Source organism: Novosphingopyxis sp. YJ-S2-01 (assembly GCF_016093175.1).
Classification (GTDB): domain Bacteria; phylum Pseudomonadota; class Alphaproteobacteria; order Sphingomonadales; family Sphingomonadaceae; genus Novosphingopyxis; species Novosphingopyxis iocasae.
In genome coordinates this window covers 1,133,835-1,150,174 of sequence record NZ_JAEDAI010000001.1, presented here as the reverse complement: position 1 = coordinate 1,150,174, position 16,340 = coordinate 1,133,835, and the positions used below count along the sequence as shown (strand labels likewise).

Below are 16,340 nucleotides of genomic sequence, written 5' to 3'. Positions count from 1 at the left end.
TAGAAGAAAGGCCGCAAAGGCATCCTGTACCTGGCAGCAAGACGGGGGGTTGGCATGACGGCGGATCAATTCGGCAGGCCGTGGCAGCGGACGCTGGCCATCAAGGCGGCACCTTTCATCATCCTCGTCCTCGCAGGCCTCGCCGCACGCACCTCGCTCGCGGCGGCCTATCCGCTCATCGCCTTGCTGCTCTTCTGGTGGATCGCGTCCGACACGATGATGTTATCGCTCCTCGCCCGCTCATCCGGCAAGCCCGGCGCAAAAGCGGTGCTCGGCGTGCTGGCCATGGCAAGCTTTACCGTTCTGGCCGGCGCACCGCATGCCTTGCGGGACATGGCCTTGGCGACTCCGGCCATTCTCGCCGTCATGGGGACGTTTCTGGTCGGCCATTTCGCATGGGGGTTGATCCGGGCGGGCAAATCGCTGCGCGGCCACGAGGACCGCAAAGCCGGATGGGTCGCCGCCGCCTCCGAAGTCCTGCCGCCCGCCTTGGTGCGCCTAGCCGCGGCGGAACTGACGATCCTTTACATGGCCTTGTTCCGCTGGGGCGGGCCGGCCGATGTTCCGGCGGACTGCCGCGCCTTTTCCTATTACCGCCATCTGGCGCCGATGTGCGCCGTCATGCTGGTGCTGAGCGCGATCGAAATGACCGTCTATCATCTGCTGCTGGGCCATTGGAGTCGCACGGCAGCCATGATCCTGTTCGTGATCAGCGACGCCGGGTTCGTCTATCTGGTCGGCTTCATCAAATCCTTCCGCTTCCGGCCGGTTCTGCTGACGCCGGAGGGCGTGCGCGTTCGCACGGGGTTTTTGATCGATCAGCTGGTCCCGATCGAATCGATCGCGCGCATCGAAACCGGGTTTAGCGGAGCGCAGGTGCGCGCACCGGGAAGCTTCAACGCCGCGCTGCTGGCATGGCCCAATATCCTGCTGGTGCTCGACCCGCCGGTTCAGCGGCCCTCGCTCTTCAAGGGCTCTCGCGCCTATAGCAAAATCGCCTTCCGCTTGGACGATCCGGAAGCGTTCGTCCGGTTGCTGCGCTGGCGGCTGGGAAGAATTGCGCCGTGACGTCCGGGCATGGCGTGCGGGCCGTAAGGGCCCTGAAGGTCTATTGCCCGATCGATCGGGAAGCGCTTGCGACGCTGATGCGCGGGGAGCTGCCGACGGCGGCGCAGGCGGGCGCGTTCACAGCCATCGTCGACCTGATCCGCGCCGACAATCCGCTCGGTGATTTCGGTATCTACCGGTCCGTGATCGAGCTCACGACCGGCCTGGAAAGCTTCACGCCCGGCCCGGACGCCCGGCCCACGCTGGGAGAGGCCGGAACGGCGGCCCTGTCTCCGACGGCGATCCTGACGGTCTACATCCCGTCGGATGCGCCGCAAGAGGCCGTAGACCGTGCCATCGAAGCGGTCCTGGCAGCGCATCCGTGGGAAGTGCCGGTGATCGAGCTTAGCGAGACCGCCCTGATCACCCGCGCCTGACCTTATCCGAATCTCGCCATGCAACTGCGGTCGCAGCACACGCAAAAAACCCGCCGTCCTGGCTCGGACAGCGGGGTTTTCGAAATTTCGTAAGGGACGTGCTTGTGTCCGCCCTCAGGCGGCGGCAAGCTTCTTGGTGACTTCCTTCTTCACCTTGCGGGCGCGATCGCTCAGCTTGGTGTCGGAGGTCTTCATCAGCCAGTTGTCGAGGCCGCCATTATGCTCGACAGAGCGCAGGCCGGCGGTCGAGACGCGGAACTTGAAGCCCCGGTCCAGCGCGTCGGACAGCAGCGTCACGTCCTGCAGGTTCGGCAGGAAGACCCGCTTGGTCTTGTTGTTGGCGTGGCTCACATTGTTGCCGATCATGCGGCCCTTGCCCGTCAGTTCGCAGATGCGCGACATCGTTCGTTCCCGGTCGTCTCTGAGGAATGGAAAGCGGGGCCTTTAGCCGGGATCACAGGACGCGTCAACGCCCCCTGGCATCTTGTAGCACGGTTTCCCGCCCCGGAACCGCGTTCGCTGCGCATCCGTTATGACCATGAACCGACGATCAATACAGCAAGGAGCCAATCCCATGCGCCCCGTTCTTCTCGCCCTGTCCAGTCTTGCCCTCACCGCGTCGCTCGCCGCATGCGGGTCGACCAGCGACACGCCTGCGGCCGAAGCGACCGGAGAAACCGCGCAGGGCGACATGACGGGCGGCACCGAGGTCGATCCCGCCGCCGCCACGAACGCAGATGAGGTGGTGCTGCCGGACGAATCGGCGGATGTGAACGCCAGCGTGGACGCACGCGCCCCGGAAATCGCGATCGACAGCCCATCGGCCACCATAGATGCTTCCGGCGTGCGCGCCGATCCCGGCTCGGTGCGCGTCAACACGCCCGATGCCGAAGTGCGCACAAACGGCCGCTAAAACCTCGCTAGCGCTGTTCACCGCCCGCAGCGAGCCGCTGCGCCACGGTCATCGTCTGAATCACGAACAGCACGATGAACAGCACGCCGACCGCGCCGATCAGGCAATCGAACAGCGACAGTCCCGCCACCCAATTAGCTGTCGAACCCATCACATACATCATCGCTGTCAGTCCCAGCAGCACGAACCGCAATTCCGTGGGGCCGGCGGAGAGGTAGGACAGCTTCATCTCGCCCATTACATGGACCGAAAGATAGGCGTGGATCGACAGCAGCAGATAGCCCGATAACGTCAGCAGCGCGATGTCGAGGCGCAGAAAGGGGCTCAGGCCCAGTCCCGCGAGGATCAGCAGCGTCGTGATGCCGTCACAGCTGTGATCGATGAAATAGCCGAAGCGCGGACGCTCGATTTTCCGCCAGCGTGCGATACTGCCGTCCAGCGAATCGCCGAACCATTGAACAAAGTAACCGGCAACCGCGAGCCACAGCCAGTCGCGCCCTTCTCCGCTCAGCGCATAACCTAGGAAGATGGCGAGCGATCCGACCATCCCGAATGTGGTAAGACGATCGGGGGTCACCCACGCGGGGAGCCGCGCGCAGAGCCAATTCAGCAGTCGCCGTTCGCTGCGAGCCAGCACATTCTGCTGGATTCGCTCGATCGGTCGATCATTCTTTTTTTCGCCTTGCGCCATGTGCCCTTATCCCGCCCCCGCGCGGCAAGAGCAACAGACGATCATATTTACTTCACATGGATTTCAAAAAACTGCAATCTTTCGCCCCCCTTTTCTGGAGGGGCAGGACGCGTCGCCGCTCCTTTCAAAATGAGCGGGAGCACAGGGGGCCAGCGTAAACCGGCTGCGGGAATGAACGGAACTCCCATCGCAGGGGGCCGTTGACCGAATGAATCGAAACCGAAACAATTGGAATTATTGATGACCAAATCCCTGCCGCTGATTTCCGTTGCCGCATTGGGCCTCAGTCTCGCCGCCTGCAGCGTCGATAAAACCGAAGAGGGCGAAGCACCCGAACTGAATGTCGAAGCCGATGCCGGTCAGCTGCCCGAATATGACGTCGATACCGCCGACGTGAACGTGGGCACCGAAACCACTGAAGTGGCCGTGCCCGAGGTGGATGTGACCACCGATAAGGAAAAGGTCACGGTGCCCGACATCAATGTCGAGCCGGCGGACCAGCAGTAATCGTCATGGAAAAAATCCTCCTCATCATCCTGGCAATCCTGCTGCCGCCCGTCGCGGTGCTGATCCATAAGGGTGTTTCCAGACCCTTCTGGATCGACCTGGTTCTGACCATTTTGCTGTACCTGCCAGGGCAGGTTTATGCGGTCTACGTCGTACTGACGGAATAACTCCGTGCCGCTTCAGCGCGCCGCGCTCTTCATGGGCGCGGCGCTCGATCTTGCACGCGCGGCGGCCGATGCGGGCGAAGTTCCCGTCGGTGCCGTTGTCGTGCATGGAGGCGAAATTATCGGGCGCGGCGGCAACCGTCCGATCGCCGATCAAGATCCTACCGCCCATGCCGAAATCGCCGCAATCCGCGATGCCGCGCAAGCGCTCGGCACGGATCGGCTGAACGGCTGCGATCTTTACGTAACGCTGGAGCCCTGTGCGATGTGCGCGGGCGCGATTGCCCATGCGCGCATCCGGCGGCTCTATTACGGCGCGCCCGATCCCAAAGGCGGCGCGGTGACGCATGGGCCGCGATTGTTCGAGCAACCGACGATCCATCACCGTCCCGAGGTCTATGGCGGGATCGGCGAGGAAGAAGCCGCAGCGCTGCTCAGGAAGTTTTTCGAGGCACGGCGTTAGGCGCGCACTTCGCCCCGCACCCGTCAAACAAGTCCGCAGTCCTGAGCTTGTCGAGGGGCGCTTATCCGATATGAACCGGGTTCTCGTGCGAGATGCGCCCTTCGACAGCCTCAAGGCTTACGGTTCGTGGTGATGCGATCCTTTCGCACACCGCGCTCTACAGCCCGTTCAGTGTACGAAGCGGGCGACCACCTCGCGGTAACTGCGGCTGACCTTCACCTGCGCGCCCGAACCCAGCACCAGGAAGCATTCGCCATTGGTGTGCGGCTTTACCTGGCGCACCTGATTGAGATTGACGATCGTGGAACGGTGGACGCGCTGGAAAACGCGCGGATCGAGGCGCTTTTCCAGGTCCTTCATGGTCTCGCGCAGGATCAGCGAATTGTCCGCGGTGTAAATGCACATATAATCGCCGGCGGCATCGATCCGTTCAATGGTATCGACGTCGACGCGGAAGATCTGGCCGCGGTCCTTCACGTTGATCAGCTGCTCGTATCGGCCGTGCATTTCATCGTCATTGGCGATGTTTTCCACCGCCTCGGGCGCGACTTCGTTGATCACCTCGCGCAGCCGCTCGACCTCTTCGGTCTGCTTGCGATGGCCCATCCGTTCGCGAATGCGCACCATCGTGTCGGCCAGCCGCTCTTCCTCCACCGGCTTCATCAGATAATCGATCGCCTGCGCCTCGAACGCGCGCACGGCATGGTCCGAATAGGCGGTAACGAAGACGAACATCGGCGGATCGATGTCCATCACGCCCTGGACCACGGAGAATCCGTCGAAGCCGGGCATCTGGATGTCGAGAAACACCAGATCGGGCTTCAGCGTCTTGATCTTGCGGATCGCCTCACGCCCGTTGTTGCAGGTCGCGACGACCTCGACATCGTCGATCTTGGCAAGGCGCAGCTCCAGGCCCTGAATGGCCAATTTCTCGTCATCGACGACGATGGTGCGGATGGTCATGCGTTTATCATTCCTCTGCGCTCAGGCGTGCCCCCTGATGCATCGCTGGTCTCGCTCCCCGGCTCGACCTTGTGTTCATATGGTATCTCGACGATCACCTCAAACCCCCCGCCGGGAGGTGACGATATGTCGAAACGGTGGTCCGGGCCATAGGCCTGGGTGAGTCGTTCACGTGTATTGGCCATGCCCACGCCGGTGGACGATGTCGCCTTGCTCGGCTTGGCCCCTGCCATGCCGGGGCCGGTATCGGCCACCGATATGCGCACGCGCGATCCCAGCAACTGCGCGCGCACCCGAATGTCGGCGCCTTCTTCCTTCGGCGTCACGGCATATTTGATGGCGTTTTCGACCAGCGGTTGCAGCAATAGCGACGGAATCAACGCGTCACAGGCTTCTTCGTCGATCTCAAAGGAGGGGCGCAGGCGATCCTCGAACCGCATCTTTTCGATATCGAGATAGAGCTTCAGCGTCTCCACTTCCTTCTCCAGCGTCACGCGCGCCGACGCTTCGTTGACGAGCGTGAAGCGCAGGAAGGAGGACAGGCGGGACAGCATGGCATTGGCCGGCTCCGTCTGCTTCAGAAGCACCAGCGTGGAAATGCTGTTCAGCGTGTTGAACAGGAAATGCGGGTTGAGCTGGTATCGCAGCATGGTGAGCTGCGCGCTGGTAGCCTGCGCCTCCAGCCGGAAGAGCTGATCGGCCTGCTCCTCGGCGCGCACATAATAGTTGATCGCGAAGTAGAGTGCGGACCAGGCCGACAGCAGGATACCGTCGATGAACAGCTGCCCCACCAGCAGGCGGACGAAATTGGTGTCGGACACGGGATTGACGGTCTGGAACACCCAGGCGTCTATAAAGGCATAGGCCCCGATCGCCGCGGAAAGACTGACGACCGACGTGCCCCACAGCACCGCCGATTGCCGATCGAACACGACGCGGTAGATGCTGGAGAGAATGAGCGAAATCGAATAGCCGGTAATGGTCGATACGATGACGGGTACCAGAAAGCTCAGCGGCTGCCCGTTCGCAAGGCCCGTCGCTGCGCGAAACACGAGAATGCCCGCCCAGCCAGCCGAATGCAGGTTCCAGAAGGCCCGGTTCTTGTTGGAAAAGAACGGTTCGAAAGGAAGATCGACGATCGCCATCCCCCCTTCCCATAACGGCAAGTGCCGAGAGCCCCAACCGATTTAGCGTTCCCGCATCGACCGCTCATGCTAGAAACGGCACGGACGGACGCGGGGGAGCGCGATGGTATCTGCATTACACGGCACGAAACAGTGAGCGCGAACGGGCTCTTGTGGCTTTTGCTTTTGCAGGCGGGCGCGCCGCCGGACGCACCTGCCCCACCCGATCGCCCCGCCAGCGATGACGCCGCGGACGAACTCACCGCCTTCGATCTCTCGCAGCTTCCCGAGCTACCGTCCGAAGTGACGGACAATGTCATCGTGGTGCGGGCCGATCCGGATCGATATCGGGTGGGCGGCCTCGATCTGCGGTTCGAAACGAACGACAAGGCCGAAATCGATCTCGGTAACGGGACGCGCGCCGCCGCGGAAGTGGAGGCCGAAACGATCGCGCCCGGCATCGTCAGTAAACGGATGATGCTACGGCTGAAAATGCCGTTTTAAAAGTTTCCCGGCCCCGCCCTCAGATGGCGGCGAGCTTTTTCACCGCCTGGTTCTCGCCATCCCGGCCGCGCTCCCGCAATTCGCACTCGTCGATCCAGCAGAGTCCCTGATGGTCGATCTCCCGGTCATCATGCGCGCGAATGCTGACCGGCTTGATCGGGCGCCGGTCCCGCTCATCGCACAGCACGGGGTTGGACGGCACGCCGGTCTCCCACCGCTCGCCCCACTGGCGCAGCGCAATCATGGCGGGCAGCAGGTCCAGCCCCTTGTCGGTCAGCTGGTAGATGATCTTGCGCCGATCGTCCGGTGACGGCGTGCGCTTCAGGATGCCCACCTCGACCAGTTTGGACAGACGGCCCGACAGAATGTTTCGCGCGATGCTGAGTTCGCTCAGAAATTCCTCGAAATGATGGACCCCGTTGAAGGACGCACGCAGGATCATGAACGACCAGCGCTCGCCCACCGCTTCCAGCGCGGCGGGGAGTCCGCACTCGGCGATTTCGCGTAGCGGTTCGCGCAGTTTGGCCATGATCTCTCCAATACTCGGGGGCCACAGTAAACGGCTCTGCGGCGCATTATGCAAACGAATTTCCGAAAATAGGTTGCAAAGTAATACCCATTTATATAGGTAGTGATTCGCAACCTAACAAGGTGCCTCCCAAAGCTCGCAAGCGAAGGATCATCCCCATGCGAAACACCCTCTCCCAGATCGCTCCTCGCCTCGGCATGCTTGCCGGTGCGCTCGCCGTTTCCGCCACTCTTTTCACTGCCGCGCCGCAGGCCTACGCCGCGCAATCGGACGGCGCCTTCTACCGTGCAGAGCTGGTGCAGCCGGTCGAGGCCCGCCGCTCCGTCGTGCGCGATGCCATGTTCATGTGCAGCGGCACCGAATGCACCGGCACCAAGGCCAACAGCCGCGCCAACATCGTTTGCGCCTCGTTTGTGCGCGAATTCGGTGCCGTCGCCAGCTTCTCGGCCGAGGGCGAGGCGCTGGACGCCAAGGCGCTGGAAAAGTGCAACAGCCGCGCGAAGTAATTCGCCCCCGACGATCGGTGCCCGCCACCGACGATGAAATCAGCGCGCCGGACGCCGTTCCGGCGCGCTTTTTTGTTGCATCGCGGCGTGGGTGCCTCATCTTGAGAAGCAATGCTGCGCCAATATGAACTGGTCGAGCGCGTGCGCGCTTATCATCCTTCCGTCGACGAGGACCGGCTGAACCGCGCCTACGTCTTTTCCGTCGCCAAACATGGCAGCCAGAAGCGCGCAAGCGGCGATCCCTATTTCAGCCACCCAATCGAAGTGGCCGGTCTGATGACCGACCTGAAGCTGGACGAAGACACCATCATCACCGCTCTGCTCCACGACACGGTGGAGGATACGCTGACCACGGTCGACGAGATCGGCGCGAAGTTCGGCGGAGACGTCGCGCGGCTGGTGGACGGCGTCACCAAACTGTCCAAGATCGAAGCGCAGACCGAAGACGAGCGTGCCGCGGAAAACCTGCGCAAGTTCCTGCTCGCCATTTCGGACGATCTGCGCGTGCTGCTGGTGAAGCTGGCCGACCGGCTGCACAATATGCGCACGCTTCATTATATCGGTAAAGAAGACAAGCGCCGCCGCATCGCGCGCGAAACAATGGATATCTACGCGCCGCTCGCCGAGCGCGTGGGCATGTACGAATATATGCGCGAGATGCAGCTTCTCGCTTTCGAGCAGCTGGAGCCCGATGCCTATCGCACCATCACCGGCCGGCTCGAACAGATCCGCAAGGAAGGCGGCGATCAGCTGACCGCCGTCGCCAATTCCATCGCCTTCGCGCTCGAAGAAAAGGGCATCGAGGCCGATGTGGAGGGCCGCGAAAAACATCCCTACTCCATCTGGAAGAAGATGCAGGAGCGCCATGTCAACTTCGAACAGCTGACCGATATCTATGCCTTCCGCATCATCACCAAGAACGTCGCCGACTGCTATCAGGCGCTGGGCGTGCTTCACAGCCGCTGGAAGATGGTGCCCGGGCGCTTCAAGGATTACATCTCCACGCCCAAGCGCAACGGCTATCAGTCGATCCACACCACGCTGATGTTCGATCGCAACCGGCGCGTCGAAGTGCAGATCCGCAGCGAAGACATGCACCGCGATAGCGAGTTCGGCTTGGCCGCGCATTGGGGCTACAAGCAGCAGGAGCGGCCCGACGGGCAGGCCGGCTGGATCCGCGATCTCGTCGAGATTCTGGAAACCAGCCAGGATGCCGAGGAGCTGCTCGAGCATACCCGCATGGCGATGTATCAGGACAGGATCTTCGCCTTCACACCGAAGGGTGCGCTGCACCAGTTGCCAAAAGGTGCGACGCCGATCGACTTCGCCTATGCCGTTCACACCGATCTGGGCGACCGGACCGTGGGCGCGAAGATCAACGGCCGCCACGTGCCGCTGCGCACGCCGATCGACAATGGCGACATGGTGGAAATCCTGAAGTCCGACAAACAGGAGCCGCAGCCCAGCTGGCTCAGCTATGTCACCACCGGCAAGGCACGCGCCGCCATCCGCCGCTATGTCCGCCATCAGGAACGGGCCGAGCTGATTCAGCTGGGCCGGATGATGTATGAGGAAATCGTCGACCGTCTGCCCGCCAAGATCGGAAAGAAAGCGCTTTCCGCCGCCCTGGAGCGCTTGGATTACGATAGCGAGGACGATCTGATGCACGCCATCGGCATGCGCAAACTGTCCGACCGCGATCTGATCGAGGCGCTGATCCCGGGCCATAGCGAGGACTGGGCAGAGCGCGATTTTCCGGGGCAGGACCGCGCCATCTCCATCCGCGGACTGACGCCGGGCGTCGCCTATGAACTGGCCGATTGCTGTCTGCCGGTGCCCGGAGATCGCATCGTGGGCCTGCGCCGCGAAGGCACGCCGGTGGAGGTCCATGCGATCGACTGTGCCCGGCTTGCCGACGGTGTGGATGCGGACTGGATCGATCTACGCTGGGGTGAAGGCAGCGAGGGTGCGGCGGCGCGTCTGCGCATTACGCTCCAGCACCGGCCTGGCGCGCTGGCCGAAGTCGCTGGGATTTTCGGGCTGCACAAGGCCAATATCCTGAACCTGCGACTGGTGGGCCGCGACGGACCGTTCCAGACGTTCGAGATCGATCTGGAGGTGCACGATTTGCACCACCTCATGCGTATCATATCGGCGGTGCGCGCCTCGGACGTCGTTGCTCAGGCAGACCGCGTCTACGGCGACTAAGCGGTTTGGCGACTGCGCGTCAGCGGATCGTCTGACGCAGGTCCTTTCCGTTCCCGCAGGCGATGCGGGCGGAACCGGTGGTGCGGATATCGCAGGAGGCGGGTCCGGTGATCGCAATGCTGCCCAGGCCATTGTTCATGACTTTGGCAAACTCCTCCACCTCGGCTGCGCTGTTGGCCGGTCCGCTATGGGTCAGGTCCAGCCGCTCCAGCACCAGGCCGGGCGCCAGCCAGCTGGCCGCGCCGTTCAGTTGCACATTGCCTTCGCGCACCATGCCCGTGTCCATCGCCACCGTTCCGGCACCCACCGCGCTTACGTAAAGCTGATCGGCGGTGACTTGTCCGATATCGATGGTGCCATTGCCCGTCAGCATCACGCGCACGCTGCGATCATCCAGCGCATCGGCGTTCACACGGCCATTGCCGCGCAGGATCAGCTGCGAAAGCTTGCGGGTCGACAAGCTCACCTGAAGCGGCCCGCCGTCCTTCACCTCTCCGCGGCCCGTCCGCACGGGTGAAAGGAGGCGGACGGTGAGCGTGGTGCCCGCGCGGCTGAACTGGACCCGATCAAGCTGCTCCTGCGTGCCCTCCGCGCTGGCGCCGGGCGAGGCTTCGGTCTTCACATCGACTGCGATATCGCCTTCCACCACCAGCCGCTCGAACCCACCCATGACGAAGCTGCGCTCCTTGGCGGCAGCAGGCGCAGCGGCGAGGGCGACGGCACAGAGCGTCAGCAGAAGGCGGATCGGCATGGTCTTGGTCCCGGAACGCGGCATCGCCGGGATCATGGCCCAGTTCGATCGGGAGAGCAAAGGATTAGCCGCCGCAGTTCAGCTTGCCCGATCCCATCGAGGACAGATCACATTTGGCGGTGCCCAGCACGGTGACATCGCCCGAACCCATGATGCTGGCTTCCACCCGGCCGTCCGAACGCAGCGTCACATCGCCCGATCCCGCGATCGAGACGTCGTTATTGTCGCTCATCAGCTTGCTGGCATCGACATTGCCTGATCCGGCGATCGAAATGTCCGAGCTGGCGGCCCTGCCCGCCAGCATGATGTTGCCGGAGCCGGCCATGCTGACCTCGAGCTGGCTCGTCTGCACGTCCGCAACGCGGATGGTGCCCGATCCGGCATTGTTGATCTCCACGCCTGGCACGCGCATCGCGTCGACCTCGATCATGCCGGATCCCATGCCGTTCAGCGCCTTCAACGACGCGCCCGTGACGTAAATCGTGGCCTTGTCCTCGCCATCCCAACGATAACTGTCCCGACCGACCAGAAGATGACCGTCCTTCAGCTCATAGCGCAGATGGGAGAGCAGATCGGCGGGGGCGTCTGCGCGGATCGAGAAGCTGTCTCCGATGGTGAACACCACGCGGTCCGGCCCCAGCGCGCCCAGCTCATCGAACGCCGCAACCGTCGCGGCCTGCGCCGTGATGGGATTGGCATCGTCCAGCTCGCTCTTGGTCGCGCTTCGGACATCGTCCACCGCGTCGAACACCGAATAGCCGCAGGCGGAAACCGCCAGGCAGGAAGCCATGATCGGGGCGAGGAGCAGTTTGTTCATCGAACCATCCTTTGCTGTGTTAATGCAGCAATACAATGCAGGGCAGCTCCCTGCAAGGATGGTTCGTCGATCGCTGAATGTCGCTCGCAGACAGAAAAAAGGGCGCCCGCAGACGCCCCTTCTTCGTTTCAGTTCGGCAAGCCGCCGGATCAGGCCTCTTCGGGCTGATCATAATATTGCGGCGCAGCCTCGTTCAGGATGTCGAGAATTTTCTGCAGCGCCGCAGGCTCGTCGGTCTTTTCCATCGCGGCCAGTTCGCGCGCAAGGCGGCTGGAAGCAGCCTCGAAGATCTGGCGCTCGGAATAGCTCTGTTCGGGCTGATCGTCCGGACGGAACAGGTCGCGCGTCACTTCGGCGATCGACACGAGGTCGCCCGAATTGATCTTCGCTTCATATTCCTGCGCACGGCGGGACCACATGGTGCGCTTCACCTTGGGCTTGCCCTTCAGCGTTTCCATCGCCTGCTTCAGCGTCTTGTCGCTGGACAGCTTGCGCATGCCCACGCTCTCCGCCTTGTTGGTCGGAACGCGCAGCGTCATCTTTTCCTTCTCGAAGCGCAGCACATAGAGCTCGAGCTGCATCCCTGCGATTTCGTCATTCTGCAATTCGATCACACGGCCCACACCGTGCTTGGGGTAGACGACATAATCGCCAACATCGAAGAGAACCGCATTGGAAGCCATAAACTAGCCTTTCGGGAGGGAACGGGAGAGGCGCGCCCCGGGCCGGGCGGCGTCGCCGAACGCTGGTCTGAAATGATTTTATAACCCTTACGGGGACCCATCACGGTTGGACGCACGATTACGCCATCCGTTACACATATCATTGTAACAGATTCGTTAGATTATTTCCAGCACCTGTTCGATTGGTACAGGTGCCGGGAAGAATTTCATTGGTGGCAGGCGATTACGCTTGAAGCTCAATCGCCTTCGCCCGGCTCCGGCGAGAAATATTTCTCGAACTTGCCCTCTTCGCCCTTATGCTCGTCCGCATCGGCGGGGGCTTCGCGGCTGACCGTGATGTTCGGCCATTCGGCAGAGAACTTGGTGTTGATCTCCAGCATCTTTTCGAGGCCGTCCTCGGTGTCCGGCAGGATCGCCTCGGCCGGGCATTCCGGCTCGCACACGCCGCAATCGATGCACTCGCTGGGATTGATCACCAGCATGTTCTCGCCCTCATAGAAGCAATCGACCGGGCAGACCTCCACGCAGTCCATATATTTGCATTTGATGCAGTCTTCGGTGACGACGTAAGTCATGGCGCAACAGGCTCCGGATAGGCTTTAGGCTTGGTTTCGTCCTGCTATGGCGCGGCGGCCCTGCAAGTCAATCCTTGCCGCTGCGGCAAAGCGACTGATTTTCCTGCGCCGCCCCCAAGCTAAAGTTCCTCATAACAGGCACGCGCCTCGGCGGGCGGGCCGCGCCGCGCAGGCAGAGCGAGCACGCGCACAATCCGCACTGTGTCGTTCAGCGGCAGCGCGATGACGTCGCCCGCTTTTACGCAAGCGCTAGCGCGTTCGACATGGCGACCGTTCAGGCGGACATGGCCCGCAGCGACGATCGCCTGCGCCTTGGCGCGGCTTTTGGACAGGCGGAGGAACCAGAGCAAGCGGTCGATCCGCAGCTCCGCCTCCACTCAGCGGCGGCCCGTGAGCGCCGCCAGCTGTTCGGCGAGCGCGCCCTGCGGCTGCTTGTCGCGCGGAGGGCCGTCATGACGCTTGCCCCTCGGCCCGCCGCGGGGCCCGTCACCCTTCGGCCCCTTGCCTTTGGACTTGTCGCCCGGCTTGCCGTGCCGGCGCGGCCCCTTGCGGTCCTGATCGCGCCCCGCCTTGGCAAGGCCGACCCAGCGATAGCGCAGCACCGGATAGCTCGGTGCGGGCGCAGGCTTGGCCGTCTCGCCTGCCGCCTCGGAAGGCGCGGCGTCGGAAGGCGCAGCTTCGGACGTCGCAGCTTCGGACGGTTCGGGCACGCTGTCGGCGTTCTGCACAGCAGCGCTTTCGGGCGCTTCGGCGGTCGAAACCGCGCCCGCGGCATCCGGCTCGGCCAACGGCGGTTCCGCAGGATCGCTTTCGGCAGGCTGAGTTTCAGCATCGGGCGCTTCGACCGTTTCCGGCAAGGCCTCGGGCTGCGGATTGACCGAAGCCTCAGTAGCCGCCTTCTCGCCCTGCGCCTCTTCCTGGCCAGCCTCTTCCTCCGCCGCCTCTTCCTTGGGCTCGGCAGGCGGCAGGCGCCGGAAACCGGCGTCGCGCATCAGCATGTCGAAGCCTTTTTCGCTAAGACCGAGCGAGGTGGGCAGCGCCAGATCGATATCGAAATCGCGCGCCTGGCCCCGCGCCTCATGCGCCTTCTTCGCCAGCCGCTCGACCAGATCGATCCGCAGATGTTCGGTGCCGAAGCGGCGGTAGCCCGCATTGCGGCAATCGCGCGCATTGGCAAAACGCCAGTCGGACAGATGCACCGCGCTTTCGGGCGGCAGCTCCGGCATCGGCTTGCCCGTCATCACCGCATCCAGCGCGCTGCGCCAACGCGCCGCGCCCGGCTTCAACGCCAGGTGATGATAGATATCCAGCGCGCCGAAGACGATGCCCGCCTTGCGCGCAGCGGCCCGCTGATCCTTGTCGAGCGCATGGACGGCATCGGCGACATCGGCGCGCGCGGCCACCCCGCCCTGCTCGGCCAGCTGGATCGCGAGCGCACGGACAGGCCCCGGCGCATGCGGGCTCTGCGAGAGCGTGAGCAGCGCGGTGACGCCGCCCAGATGCTTGTCGATCCGTGCGGTTAGCCAGGTTTCGGCTCGCGCGGTCACCGCGGCAAGATCCGATCCCTCCAGCCCGTTCAGCGCCTTGGCGGGCTTGAACACAGGCTGCAACAAAGTCTTGCCCGGCTCCAGCACGCCCAGTTCACCGCCGCGCCACATGACCGCGGGGCGCCCGTCACCATTGGGTTCGAGCGTGAATTCACTATCGTCCGATGCGGCCAATTCGCCGGCTTTCTGCGTCATCAATCCTCCGAGATGCCGTTCCGCGGCCGCCAACAGCAGGCGACTTTCGCTGGCCCGCGCATCGGCCGCCGGACGAAACCGGAAACCGTCGAGCGTGCCGATCTCTTCTCCATCAACCAGCACCGCGCCGCGTTCGTCAAGCGAAACGGGCAGAAGTGAGGCATCCTTGCCCATCTTCCTGAGCAAAACCGAGGTGCGGCGATCGACGAAACGTTGCCGCAGCCGATCATGCAGCGCGTCCGACAGCTTCTGTTCCAGCTCGCGCGTGCGATCGGCCATTTCTTCACGCGCCTCCACCCAATCCGGGCGGTGCGCGATGTAGCTCCAGGTGCGCGTCGCCGCGATCTTCTGCGCCAGCGCCTCGACATCCCCGCGCATATCGTCGAGCCGCGCGATTTCCTGCGCCACTTGTGCGCGCGGCAGCCGTCCGGTTGCCAGATGCCGCCACAGGCGGGCCACGAAACGGGCATGATGTTCCGGCCCCACTTGCCGGAAATCGGGTAGCGATGCCGCAGCCCACAACCGCCTCAATCCCTTGGTTCCGCGCGCGGCGTCCATGACTTCGGGGATATCGGCGAGGCGCTTCAGCACCGCGAGGTCTACCGCCTCGGGCGCGGCGGACAGCACCGGATCGGCGGGCTTTGCTTCCAGATCGCCGATCAGCGTATCGATATTGGTGAAGCGTGGATCGCTTTCGCGCCAATAGAGCTTTTCCAGCGACTTGAAGCGATGTTCCTCGATCGCTTCGATCTCCTCGGGCGTGAATTCGCCGCCCTTACCGGTCAGAACGCCGAAGCTGCCATCGGTCTGGTGCCGTCCGGCGCGCCCGGCAATCTGCGCCATTTCCGGCACGGTGAGCCGCCGCCGCCGATGCCCGTCGAACTTGTGGAGCGAGGCGAAGGCAACATGGCGCACGTCCAGATTCAGGCCCATGCCGATGGCGTCCGTCGCCACCAGATAATCGACCTCGCCCTCCTGGAACATGCGCACCTGCGCGTTGCGGGTGGAGGGACTGAGCGCGCCCATCACCACCGCCGCGCCGCCCGCGAAGCGCCGCAGCATTTCGGCCACGGCGTAGACTTCCTCCACCGAAAAGGCGACGATCGCGCTGCGCCGGGGCAAGCGCGAGAGTTTTTTCGCCCCGGCATAGCTCAGTGTCGAAAAACGCGGGCGCGTGACGATTTCGGCTTCCGGCAGCAAATGCCGCACCAAAGGCCGCAATGTCTCGGAGCCGAGGATCATCGTCTCCTCCCGCCCGCGCGCGCGCAGCAGCCGGTCGGTGAACACATGGCCGCGTTCCGGATCGGCGCCGAGCTGCGCCTCGTCCAGCGCGACGAAGCCCAGTTCGCGATCCAGCGGCATCGATTCCGCGGTGCACAGATACCAGCGCGCGTCGGGCGGCTCGATCTTCTCTTCCCCGGTGATCAGCGCGACGCGGTTCGCGCCCTTCATCGCGCAGACCCGGTCATACACCTCGCGCGCCAGAAGGCGCAACGGAAAGCCGATCATGCCGGAAGAATGCGCCGTCAGCCGCTCGACCGCGAGATGGGTCTTGCCCGTATTGGTGGGACCGAGAACGGCGGTGATCGGGGAAAGGCTGGCCATGGCGCTGCCCCAAGATCGGAGGAAGCGCCGCGAAAAGCAAGCGGAGCGATCACCAGCCTAGTTGAGATGCCGTAGCCCTGAGCCTGTCGAAGGGCGCCTATCGATTGTAGG

General features: G+C 63.4%; 20 protein-coding genes. 9 read left to right on the top strand and 11 right to left on the bottom strand.

All coding sequences use genetic code 11. The annotated features are described in order from the left end of the window. Positions 1-54 precede the first annotated feature (54 nt). Positions 55-1,068 (top strand): hypothetical protein, encoded by a 1,014-nt coding sequence (locus I6A82_RS05610; RefSeq protein ID WP_198094086.1) that lies wholly within the window; start codon positions 55-57, stop codon positions 1,066-1,068. Then, positions 1,065-1,484: a hypothetical protein gene (locus tag I6A82_RS05605; protein WP_198094085.1), complete on the top strand. Its 420-nt coding sequence runs from the start codon at positions 1,065-1,067 to the stop codon at positions 1,482-1,484. The genes I6A82_RS05610 and I6A82_RS05605 overlap by 4 nt, the downstream gene beginning before the upstream one ends. Before the next feature lie 114 nt (positions 1,485-1,598). Here the strand turns inward: I6A82_RS05605 and rpmB are convergent, their stop codons facing one another. Continuing rightward, positions 1,599-1,886 (bottom strand): 50S ribosomal protein L28, encoded by a 288-nt coding sequence (gene rpmB, locus I6A82_RS05600; protein WP_198094084.1) that lies wholly within the window; start codon positions 1,884-1,886, stop codon positions 1,599-1,601. Between the two features lie 172 nt (positions 1,887-2,058). Between rpmB and I6A82_RS05595 the strand changes: the two genes are divergently transcribed. Then, positions 2,059-2,397, top strand: a complete 339-nt coding sequence (locus tag I6A82_RS05595; RefSeq protein WP_198094083.1) for a hypothetical protein — start codon at positions 2,059-2,061, stop codon at positions 2,395-2,397. A 7-nt stretch (positions 2,398-2,404) separates the two neighbouring features. Here the strand turns inward: I6A82_RS05595 and I6A82_RS05590 are convergent, their stop codons facing one another. After that, positions 2,405-3,088: a CDP-alcohol phosphatidyltransferase family protein gene (locus I6A82_RS05590; RefSeq protein ID WP_198094082.1), complete on the bottom strand. Its 684-nt coding sequence runs from the start codon at positions 3,086-3,088 to the stop codon at positions 2,405-2,407. Between the two features lie 240 nt (positions 3,089-3,328). Here I6A82_RS05590 and I6A82_RS05585 point away from each other — a divergent pair, with 240 nt between their 5' ends. Genes I6A82_RS05585 through tadA form a run of 3 tightly spaced genes read left to right on the top strand, consistent with a single transcriptional unit; the run spans position 3,329 to position 4,222 of the window. Next, positions 3,329-3,595: a hypothetical protein gene (locus tag I6A82_RS05585; RefSeq protein ID WP_198094081.1), complete on the top strand. Its 267-nt coding sequence runs from the start codon at positions 3,329-3,331 to the stop codon at positions 3,593-3,595. Between the two features lie 5 nt (positions 3,596-3,600). Beyond that, positions 3,601-3,762, top strand: a complete 162-nt coding sequence (locus tag I6A82_RS05580; RefSeq protein ID WP_187335460.1) for a YqaE/Pmp3 family membrane protein — start codon at positions 3,601-3,603, stop codon at positions 3,760-3,762. A 31-nt stretch (positions 3,763-3,793) separates the two neighbouring features. Next, the gene (gene tadA / locus I6A82_RS05575; RefSeq protein ID WP_198095500.1) at positions 3,794-4,222 is read left to right on the top strand and encodes a tRNA adenosine(34) deaminase TadA; all 429 of its coding nucleotides are present in this window, start codon (positions 3,794-3,796) and stop codon (positions 4,220-4,222) included. A gap of 168 nt (positions 4,223-4,390) precedes the next feature. Here tadA and I6A82_RS05570 read toward each other — a convergent pair whose 3' ends face one another. Together I6A82_RS05570 and I6A82_RS05565 are read right to left on the bottom strand one after the other, a co-directional pair. Further along, the gene (locus tag I6A82_RS05570; protein WP_187335459.1) at positions 4,391-5,185 is read right to left on the bottom strand and encodes a LytR/AlgR family response regulator transcription factor; all 795 of its coding nucleotides are present in this window, start codon (positions 5,183-5,185) and stop codon (positions 4,391-4,393) included. Next, positions 5,182-6,330: a sensor histidine kinase gene (locus I6A82_RS05565; protein ID WP_198094080.1), complete on the bottom strand. Its 1,149-nt coding sequence runs from the start codon at positions 6,328-6,330 to the stop codon at positions 5,182-5,184. Before I6A82_RS05565 ends, I6A82_RS05570 begins: the two co-directional genes overlap by 4 nt. Before the next feature lie 132 nt (positions 6,331-6,462). On the opposite strand from I6A82_RS05565, the gene I6A82_RS05560 reads away from it, so the two are divergent. Further along, entirely contained in the window at positions 6,463-6,813 is a 351-nt protein-coding gene (locus I6A82_RS05560; RefSeq protein WP_198094079.1) for a hypothetical protein, read from the top strand. 19 nt (positions 6,814-6,832) lie between these two features. Here I6A82_RS05560 and I6A82_RS05555 read toward each other — a convergent pair whose 3' ends face one another. Beyond that, positions 6,833-7,342 (bottom strand): winged helix-turn-helix transcriptional regulator, encoded by a 510-nt coding sequence (locus I6A82_RS05555; protein ID WP_198094078.1) that lies wholly within the window; start codon positions 7,340-7,342, stop codon positions 6,833-6,835. 158 nt (positions 7,343-7,500) lie between these two features. On the opposite strand from I6A82_RS05555, the gene I6A82_RS05550 reads away from it, so the two are divergent. Both I6A82_RS05550 and I6A82_RS05545 read left to right on the top strand, forming a co-directional pair. Continuing rightward, entirely contained in the window at positions 7,501-7,848 is a 348-nt protein-coding gene (locus I6A82_RS05550; RefSeq protein WP_232343303.1) for a CC_3452 family protein, read from the top strand. Positions 7,849-7,959: 111 nt separating this feature from the next. Next, positions 7,960-10,056: a RelA/SpoT family protein gene (locus tag I6A82_RS05545; protein ID WP_198094077.1), complete on the top strand. Its 2,097-nt coding sequence runs from the start codon at positions 7,960-7,962 to the stop codon at positions 10,054-10,056. 19 nt (positions 10,057-10,075) lie between these two features. Here the strand turns inward: I6A82_RS05545 and I6A82_RS05540 are convergent, their stop codons facing one another. From I6A82_RS05540 to I6A82_RS05515, 6 genes are all read right to left on the bottom strand, one after another. Then, complete coding sequence (locus I6A82_RS05540; protein WP_198094076.1) at positions 10,076-10,831, bottom strand: GIN domain-containing protein; 756 nt, start codon at positions 10,829-10,831, stop codon at positions 10,076-10,078. A gap of 40 nt (positions 10,832-10,871) precedes the next feature. Beyond that, a complete protein-coding gene (locus I6A82_RS05535; RefSeq protein ID WP_198094075.1) occupies positions 10,872-11,624 on the bottom strand; it encodes a head GIN domain-containing protein in 753 nt (250 codons plus the stop codon). Between the two features lie 149 nt (positions 11,625-11,773). Then, positions 11,774-12,307: a CarD family transcriptional regulator gene (locus I6A82_RS05530; protein ID WP_187335452.1), complete on the bottom strand. Its 534-nt coding sequence runs from the start codon at positions 12,305-12,307 to the stop codon at positions 11,774-11,776. Between the two features lie 236 nt (positions 12,308-12,543). After that, positions 12,544-12,882, bottom strand: a complete 339-nt coding sequence (fdxA, locus tag I6A82_RS05525) for a ferredoxin FdxA (RefSeq protein WP_187335451.1) — start codon at positions 12,880-12,882, stop codon at positions 12,544-12,546. Positions 12,883-13,001: 119 nt separating this feature from the next. Beyond that, positions 13,002-13,259, bottom strand: a complete 258-nt coding sequence (locus tag I6A82_RS05520; RefSeq protein ID WP_442945059.1) for an RNA-binding S4 domain-containing protein — start codon at positions 13,257-13,259, stop codon at positions 13,002-13,004. Then, positions 13,260-16,229, bottom strand: coding sequence for a helicase-related protein (locus I6A82_RS05515; RefSeq protein ID WP_198094074.1), 2,970 nt, complete (start codon positions 16,227-16,229; stop codon positions 13,260-13,262). It lies immediately after the preceding gene. Between the last annotated feature and the right edge of the window lie 111 nt (positions 16,230-16,340).